We start from the raw sequence: 12,512 nt of genomic DNA, 5'->3' as shown, positions 1-12,512 counted from the left end.
TTCACGGTGAAAAATCACCGTGAAACCGGCCGCACATGGCGCGTCAGGACGGCTTGACGCGCAGGCCGAGCACCTGGATATCGGTGCTGCCGTTGGCCTGCAACACGCATTGCAGCAGCACCTCGAAGTCGGCGATCGAACCGTCCGGCCGCAGGGCCTGCTTCATCACGGGCGCCATCGAGGCCGGACTCATCAGGTACTCGATGGCCGCGTCGGTGCCGGCGGAGGTGGTGCCGCCGAGCAGCAGCGTATAACCGTCGCCACCGAGGTTGCGCTTCAAGCCGATCAGCGCGTAGCCGCGCCGGCCCGGATCGCGCCCGGAAAACGCGTAGACGGCTTGTTCACCCTGGCGCGGGCGATCGTTGCGGATGGTGTAATCGCCGGACAGCGGGTCCCAGTCGATGTGGAAATTGAACTGCTTGCGGTACAAGGCCCACCACGGATTGGAGTTCTCGACGCCGACCAGGATAGCGTTGCCGTGTTTAAGATCGGCTAGATGCACATCGCGCGCGAAGCGAACGTGGAAACGCTGCGGCGCGGCGCGCGCCCGCTTGCCCAGCTCGGACGCCAGGGTCACCGAGGACATGGCGGTGTAGCGGCGCGCGCCATAGTGGGCCACGCTTTTGGCCGCGCCGGCGGTGTCGGCATCACCGGGATAATTCGTGTTGTAATCGCTCAGCTCGACCTGCCGGTGAACCTCGCTTTGGTACATCACCAAGCCGTTGTCGGCCACGATCAGCGAGGTGTCGGTATCGCCCGAGAGCATGGCCGCCCAGAAGCGGTCGCTGGCGTCGGCGGGCGTTGCCCGACCGCCTCCGAGCAGCCAGAAGGCAAGGCCCGCCAACAACGGGATCGCCAGCAGCACGAACAGCCAGCGCGGACGCACCGGCGTAGATACGGCCATGACCGCAGCGGGAATGGCGAGGGTGGACCGGGACTGGGTAATAGCGGGCGCGACGGGCGTAGCGGGCGCGTCAGGCCCGCTGCCGGGCGGCGGGACCGGCATCGGCGTTTCAGCCGGCGGCCCGGCGTCGGCGGGCGCTGCCACGACCTGCTGCACCCCGGGCGCGGCCGACGGCGGCGCGGCGACCAGCACCGGCACATAGGAACCGCGTGGAATGCTGATGCGGAAGCGGTCATCGCGCCCTTCCTCCTCGTAGTACGTGGCCAGGCGCTGGCGCAGCAAGCGCGCGCTGCTGCGCACGATGGTGTCGTCGGAAGGATTGTAATGGTCCGGACGGCCGAAGACCGCAGTGCCGATATTCTGTTCGCACAGGACTTTCTCACCACCCTCGGCGGTGGTCATGCACACATAGCGCAAGAATGCCGACAGCCTGGCGCTCTTCGAGAACGTGCGGCTGGCCAGAACGCGCGACATCGCTTCCATGAAGTGGTCACGATGGGCCGCCAGGAACGAATGTTCGCCGGGCTTGATCGCTAATGCTTCCATGGACATCCGCTTACTTCCGTTTTAACTGGGCAAGTATAGATAGCGTTTGTGACAGCGGCATGAAATCGGCACGAGTGCTTTGCAATAACAGCATGCTAGACTGGGGCCGTCCCGTGCTTGTAAGAAACCTGTTCATGAGTGCAATCACAAACCTGATACTGGCCTCGCTGGCCATGCTCTGCGCCGCCGTCGGCCTCGGCGCGCCGCAGGCCTCGGCCGCCGAGCGCCTGGCCGTCGGCGCGCGCTTCGACCTGATCTTCGAGCAGGGTGCCGACGGCCAATGGCAGGGGCTGGGCGTGGACCTGCTGCGCACCTTGGCCGCGCGCGCGGGCGATACGGTGCGCTTTGGGGTCTATCCGTGGGCGCGCTCGCAGGCCATGGTGCAACGCGCCCAGGCCGACATCCTGATCGGTCCCTACAAATCGCCCGAACGGGACAAACAGTTCGCCTTTGTCGACCTGCCCTTCTACCGCGACCGCATGGTTTTCTATGCGCGCAGCGGCACCAACCCGCCATGGCGCGGCGAATTCGGCCCGCTCGACGCCACCCGCATCGCCGCCGTGCGCGGCTGGCACTACGGCGCCCGCTTCGATCAAGCCAAGCCGGGGCTCAACATCAGCGAGGTCAATCAGCTGGAGCACGGCGTGCAAATGCTGATGCACGGACGGGTCGACCTGCTGGCGACCAATGAGCGCAACAACGCCGCGCTGATCGGCACGCTGCGCGACAGCGGACGCCTGATCGCGCTGTGTCCCGCCATCGCGCAGCTGGACGGTTATCTCGCCTTCCCGCGCGGCGCCGCGTTCGCGGCCGCGCGCGACCGGTACAGCGCGCTGTTCACCGAGATGGTGCGCTCGGGCGAATTCGCCCGCCTGGCGGCCCGGCACGGCGTGCTGGCCCCAACCGGCGCGGCCGCCGATGGCCGTTCGAGGGAAGCCGGCGCCACCGCGGCCGCGTACAATAAGCCCTGCCCCGCCGGCCCGCACCCTCCTTTCCGACCCGTTTTTCCATGACAGCTGCCCGACCATGTTGATGCCCCCACCCCGCCTGTCGCTGCTGCTTGGCCTGTTCGGCGCGGCGGCGAGCGCCGTCGCCGCGCCGGCGCCGTTCGCGCAACCGCCCAGGTTCGCGCCGATCCCGGTGCTGTCGATCTTTCGTCCGGTACAGCCCAACGGCTCGGCAGACGACGCCCTCGCCAGCGGCCGGGTGGTGCCAGGCAAGTACCGCATGGCGGCGCCTGCCAGCAAGCACTGGCGCATCGCCTTCCTGTTCCCCCACCTGAAAGACCCCTACTGGGGCGGCTGCGCCTATGGCGTGGTCAGCGAAGCCAAACGCCTGGGCGTGGCCGCCGACATCCTGCCGGCCGAGGGCTATAACGACCTGGCCGGCCAGCTGCGCATGATGGACCGGGCCATCGCCGGCAAATACGACGCCATCGTGCTGTCGCCGATCGGCATGACGGCCAACAACGCCTCGATCGCCAAGGCGCGCGCCGCCGGCATTCCGGTGATCGAGCTGGCCAACGACAGCCGCAGCGAGGACCTGGCGCTCAAGGTCACCAGCTCGCTGCGCGGCATGGGCCTCGAGGCCACCCGCTGGGTGGTGCGCGACGCCCAGCGGCGCGGACTGAAATCGATCAACATCGCACTGCTGCCCGGCCCCATGGGCGCGGGCTGGGTCAAAGGGGAAGTCGACGGCACCCGCATCGCGGCGCAGGACGCGGCCATCCCGGTCAACATCCTCGACATCCGCTACGGCGACAGCGATTTCGCCGGCCAGCAGCGGCTGGCGGCCGAGCTGCTGGCCAGGCATGGCGGGCAGCTCCACTACATCCTCGGCTGCACCGGCTGCGCGCCGGCCGCGCTCGAGCCGCTCAGGCAGGCCGGCTTGAGCGGCAAGGTGCGGCTGGTCGCCTACGACCTCACCGGCGAGATTGCACGGCTGATCCATAACGGCGACATCGACGCGGCGGCCGACACCAAGGGCGTCAGCCAGACCAGGGTGGCCATCAACGCCGCCGTCAACCTGCTGGAACGGCGCGCCCAGGAGACGCCGCACACCATCCTGGTCGAACTGGGCATGGTCGACCGCCTCAACTACGCCTCCTACCCGTTCGATACCTCGATCGCGCCGGCCGGCTACAAGACGGTGCTGTCCTACGACCCGGCGCGCAAATAGGCCGCCGCCCGGATTACTTGGGCAACTTCGCCACCACCTTGATCTCGAACTGGAAGCCGGCCAGCCACGTCACGCCGACCACGGTGGCGGTCGGGAACGGCGCCTGGCCCCAAAACTCGGGCGCCACGTCGCCCCATATCATTTCGAAGACCTGGTCCGGATTGATCATGAAGATGGTGACGTCGACCACATCATCGAATGTGCAGCCGGCGGCGGCCAGGATCGCGTTGAGGTTCTGGAACGCCAGCCGCACCTGCGCCTTCAAATCCGGCTCCGGCGAGCCATCCCCGCGGCTGCCGACCTGTCCGGACACGAACAGCAGGCCGTCGGCGCGCACGGCCGGCGAGTAGCGGTGCTTTTCATACAGGGCGTGGCGGCCTGGCGGGGAAACAACGTCACGGGTTGCCATGGGTAACTCCTCAAACTGTTAGAAGACCCCCAGTCTAATGGCAATCAAACCGAAGATAAACGCCAGAAATATCCCATCACTGTTTGTATAATCCAAACAATCAATAAGGGAGACGCCATGGACAGGTTCGATGCGATGACGGCGTTCGTTCGGGTGGTGGAGACCGGCAGCTTCACGAAGGCGGCCGAGACGCTCCACATCAGCCGCACCAGCGCCACCCAGCTGGTGCAGCAGCTCGAGGCGCGCCTGCGCGTCAAGCTGCTCAACCGCACCACGCGCAAGGTCAACGTGACGGCCGACGGCGCAGCGTATTACGAGCGCGTGGTGCGCCTGTTGGCCGACCTCGACGACACCGAATCGGGCCTGTCCCACGCCTCGGCCCAGCCCAAGGGCAAGCTCAAGATCGACGTCCCCAGTCCGCTGGCGCGCATGATCCTGATGCCGGCGCTGCCGGCGTTCCACGCCCGCTATCCCGACCTGCAAATCGACATGGGCGTCAGCGACCGCACGATCGACCTGATCGGCGAGAGCGTCGATTGCGTGATACGCGGCGGCGAACTGCGCGACCTGTCGTTGAAGGCGCGCCACGTCGGCGACCTGCAACTGGGCGTATACGCGGCGCCGGCGTATCTGGCGCGCAACGCCGCGCCCGCTCATCCGCGCGAGCTGGAACACGGCGCGCACCGCGTGGTCGGTTTTTTATGGGGCCGCACCGGCAAGACCTATCCGGTGGTGTTGCGCCGCGGCGACGAGACGCTGACCATCGAGGGCCGCTACGTGGTCGCCGTCGACGACGGCAACGCCTATCTGGCGGCCGGCCTGGCCGGCATGGGCGTGCTGTGGCTGCCGCGCTATATGGCCAAACCCCATGTGGCCGGCGGCGAACTGGTGCCGCTGCTGGAGGACTGGCGCCTCGCCCCCATGCCGCTGCACGTGGCGTATCCGCAGAACCGCTACGTCAGCACCAGGCTGCGCGTGTTCATCGACTGGGTGGCCGAGCTGATGAAGGAGCATGCGCCCATCGGGGCCCGATGAAAAGCCGATGAGAGCGTCTCGGATTGTGATAACGTTGTCGAACAAATTACAATTAAAGGAGACAGTATGCGCTACAGCATCACCTTGAAAAGTTGTATCGCCTTTTGCCTGGTCCTGGCCGGACCGTTCGCACTGGCCGAGGCCCACCTGCCCGCGCCGACGCCCACGCCCGCCGTCGGCGACTCCTGGACCTACCAATACACGGACGTCTGGAAAGGCGTCAAAGGCAACGTCAACAAGATGGAGGTGACCGCCATCGACGACGCCGGCGTGCATGTGGAGGTGCGGCGGGCGGCGGGCAACGCGCTGGTGGCCAAGCAGCTCTTCAGCCCCGAAATGAACCCGGTCGACCGTGGCGCGATGCACTTCTCGCCGTCGTTCGCGCGCTACGCCTTCCCGCTCACGCCCGGCAAGGAATGGAACACCGAGGTCACCGGCGACAACCCGAAACAGGGCAAGCACTGGCGCTACAGCATAAAGGGCAAAGTGCTGGACTGGGAAAAAATCAAGACGCCGGCCGGCGAATTCGACGCCATCAAGGTGGTGGTCGAGGCGCTCTACCGCGGCGACGAAACCAACAGCAACGGCGGCAACGGCCAGCTGACCGAGACGGTCTGGTTCGCTCCGGAACTGAACAACTTCGTCAAGCTCGATTACCGCGACACCGACTGGCAGGGCCGCACTTTCAACCGCGACAGCTGGGAGCTGACCTCCTACGTCCGCAACAAGTAGCGGCGTGGGGACGCACCGTGGTCACGCAGTCCCCTTCCCCGACCCCGCCCGGCCCGCATAGCGACGGCCGGCTGCGCGCCCGTCCGGCGTTGCGGCCGCTGGCGCTGCTCGAGCAGCCGCCGCCGCTGCAACTGCCTCCAGGGCGCCACACGCTGGCCTTCGCCAACGGCCGCCAGGCGGTGCTGCACGTGCCGTCCCCGGTCGACGGCGCGCCCGCGCGTCCGTTGCAATTGATCGTGCTGCTGCACGGCGTGCGCCAATTGCTCGGCGGCGCCGACGACAGCGCCATCGCGCACGCGCAACGCCACGGCGCGCTGCTGCTGATACCGCGCTCGCTGACCGACAGCTGGGATGTGATACGGGGCGGCTACGGTCCCGACCTGGCCTTCCTCGACCGCGTGCTGGCGTGGACCATGCGGCGATACAGCGTCGATCCGGACGCGCTGGTGATCGGCGGCTTTTCCGACGGCGCTTCCTACGCGCTGTCGGTGGGCTTGATGAACGGGGATCTGTTCAGCGACATCGTGGCGTTTTCGCCCGGCTTCATGAAACCGATGCGGCGCGTCGGCCGGCCGCGCGTGTTCGTCGCCCACGGCAGCGGCGACCAGGTGCTGCCGGTCACGCAGGGACGCGCCATCGCCAGCCAGCTGGCGCGCGAGGAGTACGAAGTGCAATACACGGAATTCGACGGCGCCCACGTGGTGCCGGCGCCGGTCGCGCGCGAAGCGCTGCGCCGGATCGCCGGGGGCTGGTGATCTACTTCGTAATTTTGAGAATATCGCTGGCCAGCTTGGAGAAGCAAGGCGTCAGGTCGGCCTGGGTGGCGGCGTAACAATAGACGCCGATAGGCTTGGAAGCGTTGAAGCAGCGGCTCGGCGCATCGGTGGAGTTGGCCATGCACTTGAGCGTGTCCTCGCCTTTCTCGCCGTCGGCGCCGCTGCCGACCTTGAGCGCCGACCCCAACCCCAGCGTGAAGACGTAAATGCCCTCGTCGCGCGACTTGGCAGCCATCGCCTCGACCAGATTGCGCGCGGCGCGGTTGACGTTGCGATAGGTGATGTCCTTGGTCACCACGCGCGGCGAATTGGTCACGATCGGGTACTCGTATTTCGTCGTCGGGTCGATGTACCTGTCATACGGAACGTGCGCGTTGTAGAAAGCCGGCAGCGCGGAGGCGCGGTTCTTCAGATAGGTGGGGTTGTTCTCCGTCTCCGGGGTGCAGCCGCCGCCAACGTCGTCGGATTGCTGGTCGAGTTTGTACAAGCCGCCAGGCTCGCCGCTACCGTCGTCATCGGTGGTCACCGTGCCGGGTGTTTTGCAGTTGACACCGTTATTCCACGTCAGATAGCTGCCGAAGGAATTGGGCGCGCCGTCCGAGAAGAACACGATCACGCGCAGGTTGGAGCGGTTCAGGTTAGTCGTCGGCACGCTGTTGATCTGCTCACGCGCCCAATACATGCCCTCTGGCGAGGCGGTCGAGCCGTTGAACGAATAGGCCTGGATGTGAGTGGTCATGCTGGCCCGATCGAAACCGCGTAGGCCGGCAATTTTCTGAATCGGATCATCCACCACCGCGCCGTAGGAAAAGTGCAGCAACCCTACCCGGTCGAGCTTGGTATTGAATTGTTTCAGGAAGGTGATGGCCGAGCTGCGCACGGTGGCCGCCTGGCCGCTGAGCGAACCGGAGGTGTCAAGCGCAATGACCATATCGAGATCCTTGCGCTTGGTCTCGGTCAGCACACTGGGCGACAGCGGCCCGGACACGACACCGCCCATCAACACGCTCGGCATGGTGGCCGATGCGCTGACGTTGACCGTCACCTCGCCGCCGTTGAAGCTCACCTGGGTCTCGTTGAGCGTCGCTGTGGACAACAAATAGTTGGCCGGGAAGTTGGCGTTGAAAAACCGCGTCGCCGCCGCCCGGGCGTTAGCCGTCTGCGTGGCCTGGTCGCCGCCGATGCTGGTGGCGCGCGCGGCGGCCAAGCTGGCCGCGTCGGTGGCCGCGTTAAGCTTGGACTTGATCATGTAGCTCAGGCCGGCGCTGAGGACCAGTCCGACGGCCGCGATCAGCACCGTCACGCAGATCGCCAGCAGCACCGTCACCATGCCGCGTTGTTGGGGTTTGGAAAAGCGTCTCATCAGAACACCGTCATCGAGTAAAGATCGGGGCCGATGGTCGAAGTCGACACCGAACCGAGGGAAAATGGCGCGAACACCATGTTGAATTTGTAGAACGTCTCGACCACGTAGATCACTTCGCCGTCGGCCAGCGCGCCGCTCATCAGCGACACCGCCGGCGCGTTGGCGCCGGTCGGCACCACGCAGGTGCCGGCCACGGCGCCGGCCCAGCTGCCGCACGTCCAGATCTTGCTGGTGGGCGCATAGCCGCTGACGCGGAAGCCGCGGTTGTTGACCGAGTCGTCCCAGCGGTACTGCTCGAGCACGATGCTGCGCGTGGTGCTGCCGCTGGCCAGCCCCATGATGCGGGTCACGTAAATCATGCCGCGCTCGTTCATCTCCAGCGGCGAGCCCGAGGCGGCGACCTGGCCGATGATGACCTGCGCGTTCTCCGACAATTGCAGCTTGCCGCGCGAGGCCAGGTTGGCGCCCTCCCTGCTCAGGTTAATCAGGATCATATTGGCCTGCACGCCGCGGGCGATGTCGACCAGCGCGACGATCAGCAGCAGCAGCAGCGGCAGCCACAGCGCGAACTCGACGGCGGCCAGGCCGCCGGCGCGGCGGCGCGGCATGCGCGGTGGCATATGGGATGGCATACCGCGCCTCATTGGTAGGTCTCGTTGCGCATCGTCGTCGCCACGGAAAAATGCAACACCCCGCCCTGGAACATCGCGCCGATGATCGGCGTGACAATCTTCCAGCTGCAATCGAGGCGGATGACGACCACGTCGTCCGGGCCGCCGAACATCGTCGCCGAATAGGCGTTGGCGGTGGCGTAGGTGGTGTTGTTGACCGTGATGACGGGGTTGACCGAATCGTACATCCCCACCGAGTTGTCCTTGATCGACTGGATGATGGCCAGGTAGCGCTGGCGGTTGCTGGCGGCGGGATCGCGGTCGCTCTGGCCGGTGATGGCGTAGCGCGAGCCCTCGCGCACGGCGTACTGCATCGTCAGCGTCGTGAAGAAGATGATCGAGAACTCGAACACGGCCATGAGCAGCAAAAACAACACCGGCGCGATAAACGCCATTTCGACCGCTGCCGAGCCCTTCTGGCGGGCGCGCGGGTATCTGGATACATTCATAACAAGGCTTCCGTGAGGCGGACAGCAGGGGGACAGGCAAGAGCGCATGCGGCGCGGCACTGTGGTGGAGGCGATTCCGGTGGCTTGCATACCGGCGCCGGCGCCACTGGATCGGGGTGGCGGTACAGGCATTGTAGCGCGCTTATTTTGTTTCGCGTAGACATTTAATGTTTTTCCTCAACATCATCCCCGCGCACTGTGCTAGATCCGGCTAGACAGGACATGCTTCTGTGCGTAGACTCCGACGTGTCGCTAGCGCAACTATTTTGACGATCATTTAATATATGTTCACTATAGTGAAACCAATGCTCCCGGGCAACCGTATAAGCTCCATGGGCCGTTAGAGAGCCACACATTGGACAGCTTAGCCACAACTTTCATGCAAATAGCAGCACAACCGCGCAACAACGACGTCGCCGGCGCCTCGATGATTTTCATCATGCGTCTGGTGCTGGCCGTCTCGGCGCTGCTGACCTTGTTCATCGCGCCCGACGACATGGGTGCCTACGAGCGCCAGGGCGCGCTCACCTGGCTGATCTTCGTCGGCTACCTGCTGCACAGCGCCACCTTGCTGGTGGCCGTGCGCTACCACGGCAATCCGTTCTGGCACGGCAAGGTCGTCTACTGGCTCGACCTCGGCTGGTATTGCCTGATGATCTACTGCACCGGCGGCGGCAGCAGCTATTTCTACCCCTTCTTCTTTTTCGTGATCCTGACCTCGTCGTTCCAGTGGGGTTTCGACGAGGGCGCGCGCATCACGCTGGCGGCGGCGGCGGCGCTGACGGTGGCGACGTGGCTGGCCAACAACAGCACCAACCAGGGCCAGCTGTGGTTGCGCACCACCTTCGTGCTCGCGCTCGGCTACATGATCGCCTACTGGGGCGGACTCGGCCTGATCCAGCGGCGCCGCCTGGCCCTGCTGCGCGAGGTCAGCCAGCTGTCCAATCCGCGCTTCGGCGTCGACCAGACCATCGCCTCGATCCTGCACCAGACGCGCGACTTCCACCATGCCAGCCAGTGCCTGCTGTTGATGCGCGACGGGCCGGACGAGCTGTGGCGCCTGCATTCGACCAGCGCGCGCGGACAGGCGCGCCAGGGCACCCGGTCGATGCTCGGCGAGGCGGCCGCCGCACCGCTGCTCGCGTTCGGCGCCGACATGCTGGTGCACTACGCGCGGGCGCTACACCCGCGCCTGCCGCGCACGCTCGAGGCGGGGCAGCGCGGCAGCGGCGCGCCAGCCTGGCAGCGGCTCGGGGCGGACGAAGTCGAGCCGCTGGCCGACCTGCTCGACGCAGCCTCGTTCGTCAGCGCGCCGCTGCCGCTGCGCAAGGGCGAGGGCCGCATCTATCTGGTGTCGGACCAGCAGCGCCTCAACCGTGGCGACGCCGTGTTCCTGCAGCAGCTGGCGGCGCAGGTGTTCCCGGTCATCGAAAACATCATGCTGCTCGACCGCCTGGCGTCCGACGCCGCCTTCCGCGAACGGCAAAAGATCGCCCGCGACCTGCACGACAGCACCATCCAGCCCTACATCGGCCTGCGCCACGGCATCAGTGCGGTGCGCCAGAGCCTGGCGGCCGAGCACGCGGCCGCCGCCGAACTGGACCGCTTGCTCGACATGACCGGCCAGGTCATCGCCGACATGCGCGCCTTCGCCAAAACCGTGCGCCAGGGCGCGGCGCGCCAGGAGGCCGAACTGCTGGTGGCGCTGCGCCGCCAGGCCGGACAGGTACGCGCCTTCTACGGCATCACCATCGAGGTGCGGGCGGCGGACGACCTGAGCGTGAGCGACCGCCTGGCCGCCGAGGTGTTCCAGATCGTGAATGAAGGCATGAGCAATATCCGTAAGCACACGCGGGCGCGCGGCGGGCTGGTCGACCTGAGCAATGTCGACGGCCAGCTGCTGATCCGCATCGAAAACGACAGTCCGGAACCGCCAGCGGCCCCATTCCTGCCCGGTTCGATCGCCGAGCGCACCGCCGCGCTGGGCGGTACGATAGCGATCGAACACCTGGCGCGCGGCGCCACGGTGGTCAGCGTTGCCATTCCGGTCTAACCTGGAACTACCTCATGAGCACTGCCACCGCCACCCCGATCCGCCTGCTGTTGGTGGACGACCACAAAACCATGCTGTGGGGCCTCGAAAAACTGGTCGAGAGCGCCGGCGCCGAACTGCAACTGGTCGGCACCGCCCACAACAACGACAGCGCGCTGCTGGAGGCGCGCCGCCTGCGCCCGGACCTGATCGTGCTCGACCTCGACCTCGAGGGCCGCAGTTCGATAGAAATCCTGCCGGCGCTGCTGGCCGACAGCGGCGCGCGCGTGCTGATCCTCAGCGGCAACCGCGACCAGGCCCTGCTGGGCGAGGCGGTGCGCCTGGGGGCGCGCGGCGTGGTCGGCAAGGAGGCGCCGGCCGAGGTGGTGCTGGCGGCGATCCGGCAAGTCCATCGGGGCGAGCTGTGCCTGGACCCGGCGCTGACCCACGCGCTGCTCAACAAGATGGTCACGGCGGCGCCGGCCGATCCCGAGGCCCCGCGCATCGCCACGCTCACGCCCAAGGAGCGCAAGATCGTCGCCGTCGTCGCCGACAGCAACGGCGCGCCCAACAAGGAGCTGGCCGCCAGGCTGTTCATCGCCGAGCCGACCCTGCGCAACAACCTGACCACGATCTACCAAAAGCTCGGCGTGGCCAACCGCCTGGAACTGTACGTCTACGCCACCCGGCACGGCTTGAACGCCTCCTAGGCGCCCTCCTCCCCGCAACACCGCGCCAACAGCCGCCGCCGTGACATTTGTCACGGCGCGGCCGGCGCACATCGTGACAATCCTCCCCCGACAAAGTGACATCCGTCTGATGTGGATCAAGATGGGCTTCCGTAGAATTCATTACATCAGCAGCGAACTTGAAACAGCTGAGAGGAAATCAGCCAGGAACGACCAACAGGAGTGCGGGATGCAAGGATCAAAAGGCAGGGGACGCGACATCGGCCGGTTCATCGGCGACGCCGGCGGCGCCAGCCTGATCGAATATGCATTGATCGGCGCGCTCGTTGCAGTGGTGGTCATCATTACGCTGCTAGCAGTCTTAGGACCTAAAACCTGACCCCCGTTTTAGTGGAATGCCGTAATACCATTTCGCAATCTCACATACATACATCGAAGGAACGACCATGAACGCCATCAAAAATTTCATCAATGACGAAGCCGGTGTCACCGCCATCGAATACGCTCTGATCGCCGCCGGCATCGCCGTCGTCGCCGGCGCCGCCGCCACCGCCATGGGCCCTGCGCTGAAAACCAAGTTCAACGCCGTGATCACCGCACTGGGCGGCACCGCAGTGCCATAAATCGTCGCAAGCACAAGCAACAACGGACCGGCCCCGCGCCGGTCTTTTTTTTGCCCGGAGCCAACACACCGCGCTACTATCGCAGCACCTGCCCTTTTCCGG

The 12,512-nt window shown here is 66.0% G+C and carries 14 protein-coding genes; 9 read left to right on the top strand and 5 right to left on the bottom strand.

Annotation, left to right across the window (positions count from 1 at the left end):
• Nucleotides 1–43: 43 nt before the first annotated feature.
• Complete coding sequence (locus tag NHH73_06785; protein ID USX27982.1) at nt 44–1,450, bottom strand: hypothetical protein; 1,407 nt, start codon at nt 1,448–1,450, stop codon at nt 44–46.
• Nucleotides 1,451–1,584: 134 nt separating this feature from the next.
• Here NHH73_06785 and NHH73_06780 point away from each other — a divergent pair, with 134 nt between their 5' ends.
• Together NHH73_06780 and torT are read left to right on the top strand one after the other, a co-directional pair.
• Complete coding sequence (locus NHH73_06780; GenBank protein USX27981.1) at nt 1,585–2,463, top strand: transporter substrate-binding domain-containing protein; 879 nt, start codon at nt 1,585–1,587, stop codon at nt 2,461–2,463.
• 19 nt (nt 2,464–2,482) lie between these two features.
• Complete coding sequence (gene torT, locus NHH73_06775) at nt 2,483–3,628, top strand: TMAO reductase system periplasmic protein TorT (GenBank protein ID USX27980.1); 1,146 nt, start codon at nt 2,483–2,485, stop codon at nt 3,626–3,628.
• Between the two features lie 13 nt (nt 3,629–3,641).
• On the opposite strand, the gene NHH73_06770 is transcribed toward torT, so the two are convergent.
• Complete coding sequence (locus NHH73_06770) at nt 3,642–4,037, bottom strand: RidA family protein (GenBank protein USX27979.1); 396 nt, start codon at nt 4,035–4,037, stop codon at nt 3,642–3,644.
• A 117-nt stretch (nt 4,038–4,154) separates the two neighbouring features.
• On the opposite strand from NHH73_06770, the gene NHH73_06765 reads away from it, so the two are divergent.
• The 3 genes from NHH73_06765 (at nt 4,155) to NHH73_06755 (ending at nt 6,559) form a co-directional block, all read left to right on the top strand.
• Nucleotides 4,155–5,072 (top strand): LysR family transcriptional regulator, encoded by a 918-nt coding sequence (locus NHH73_06765; GenBank protein USX27978.1) that lies wholly within the window; start codon nt 4,155–4,157, stop codon nt 5,070–5,072.
• Nucleotides 5,073–5,138: 66 nt separating this feature from the next.
• Nucleotides 5,139–5,804 (top strand): DUF3108 domain-containing protein, encoded by a 666-nt coding sequence (locus NHH73_06760; protein ID USX27977.1) that lies wholly within the window; start codon nt 5,139–5,141, stop codon nt 5,802–5,804.
• Nucleotides 5,805–5,821: 17 nt separating this feature from the next.
• Complete coding sequence (locus NHH73_06755; protein USX27976.1) at nt 5,822–6,559, top strand: thioesterase; 738 nt, start codon at nt 5,822–5,824, stop codon at nt 6,557–6,559.
• 1 nt (nt 6,560) lies between these two features.
• Here the strand turns inward: NHH73_06755 and NHH73_06750 are convergent, their stop codons facing one another.
• From NHH73_06750 to NHH73_06740, 3 genes are read right to left on the bottom strand one after another with little or no spacing between them, the layout of a single operon-like run.
• A complete protein-coding gene (locus NHH73_06750) occupies nt 6,561–7,943 on the bottom strand; it encodes a VWA domain-containing protein (GenBank protein ID USX27975.1) in 1,383 nt (460 codons plus the stop codon).
• Nucleotides 7,943–8,578, bottom strand: a complete 636-nt coding sequence (locus tag NHH73_06745) for a pilus assembly protein (GenBank protein ID USX27974.1) — start codon at nt 8,576–8,578, stop codon at nt 7,943–7,945. Before NHH73_06745 ends, NHH73_06750 begins: the two co-directional genes overlap by 1 nt.
• 8 nt (nt 8,579–8,586) lie before the next feature.
• Nucleotides 8,587–9,066: a pilus assembly protein gene (locus NHH73_06740; GenBank protein ID USX27973.1), complete on the bottom strand. Its 480-nt coding sequence runs from the start codon at nt 9,064–9,066 to the stop codon at nt 8,587–8,589.
• A gap of 379 nt (nt 9,067–9,445) precedes the next feature.
• On the opposite strand from NHH73_06740, the gene NHH73_06735 reads away from it, so the two are divergent.
• The 4 genes from NHH73_06735 (at nt 9,446) to NHH73_06720 (ending at nt 12,410) form a co-directional block, all read left to right on the top strand.
• On the top strand, nt 9,446–11,119 hold the full coding sequence (locus NHH73_06735; GenBank protein USX27972.1) for a histidine kinase: 1,674 nt from the start codon (nt 9,446–9,448) through the stop codon (nt 11,117–11,119).
• 14 nt (nt 11,120–11,133) lie between these two features.
• Complete coding sequence (locus NHH73_06730) at nt 11,134–11,808, top strand: response regulator transcription factor (protein ID USX27971.1); 675 nt, start codon at nt 11,134–11,136, stop codon at nt 11,806–11,808.
• A gap of 40 nt (nt 11,809–11,848) precedes the next feature.
• Complete coding sequence (locus NHH73_06725; GenBank protein ID USX27970.1) at nt 11,849–12,166, top strand: hypothetical protein; 318 nt, start codon at nt 11,849–11,851, stop codon at nt 12,164–12,166.
• A 67-nt stretch (nt 12,167–12,233) separates the two neighbouring features.
• A complete protein-coding gene (locus NHH73_06720) occupies nt 12,234–12,410 on the top strand; it encodes a Flp family type IVb pilin (protein ID USX27969.1) in 177 nt (58 codons plus the stop codon).
• Nucleotides 12,411–12,512: the final 102 nt, after the last annotated feature.

Source organism: Oxalobacteraceae bacterium OTU3CINTB1 (assembly GCA_024123955.1).
Lineage (GTDB): Bacteria > Pseudomonadota > Gammaproteobacteria > Burkholderiales > Burkholderiaceae_D > Rugamonas.
Note: the sequence above shows the minus strand (reverse complement) of the source record. Positions and strands in the feature narration are given on the sequence as shown.

Coding starts and splice junctions, on each gene's coding strand:
- NHH73_06785 (USX27982.1), bottom strand. CDS start 1,450: ATGGAAGCATTAGCGATCAAGCCCGGCGAACATTCGTTCCTGGCGGCC.
- NHH73_06780 (USX27981.1), top strand. CDS start 1,585: ATGAGTGCAATCACAAACCTGATACTGGCCTCGCTGGCCATGCTCTGC.
- torT (USX27980.1), top strand. CDS start 2,483: ATGCCCCCACCCCGCCTGTCGCTGCTGCTTGGCCTGTTCGGCGCGGCG.
- NHH73_06770 (USX27979.1), bottom strand. CDS start 4,037: ATGGCAACCCGTGACGTTGTTTCCCCGCCAGGCCGCCACGCCCTGTAT.
- NHH73_06765 (USX27978.1), top strand. CDS start 4,155: ATGGACAGGTTCGATGCGATGACGGCGTTCGTTCGGGTGGTGGAGACC.
- NHH73_06760 (USX27977.1), top strand. CDS start 5,139: ATGCGCTACAGCATCACCTTGAAAAGTTGTATCGCCTTTTGCCTGGTC.
- NHH73_06750 (USX27975.1), bottom strand. CDS start 7,943: ATGAGACGCTTTTCCAAACCCCAACAACGCGGCATGGTGACGGTGCTG.
- NHH73_06745 (USX27974.1), bottom strand. CDS start 8,578: ATGCCATCCCATATGCCACCGCGCATGCCGCGCCGCCGCGCCGGCGGC.
- NHH73_06740 (USX27973.1), bottom strand. CDS start 9,066: ATGAATGTATCCAGATACCCGCGCGCCCGCCAGAAGGGCTCGGCAGCG.
- NHH73_06735 (USX27972.1), top strand. CDS start 9,446: ATGCAAATAGCAGCACAACCGCGCAACAACGACGTCGCCGGCGCCTCG.
- NHH73_06730 (USX27971.1), top strand. CDS start 11,134: ATGAGCACTGCCACCGCCACCCCGATCCGCCTGCTGTTGGTGGACGAC.
- NHH73_06720 (USX27969.1), top strand. CDS start 12,234: ATGAACGCCATCAAAAATTTCATCAATGACGAAGCCGGTGTCACCGCC.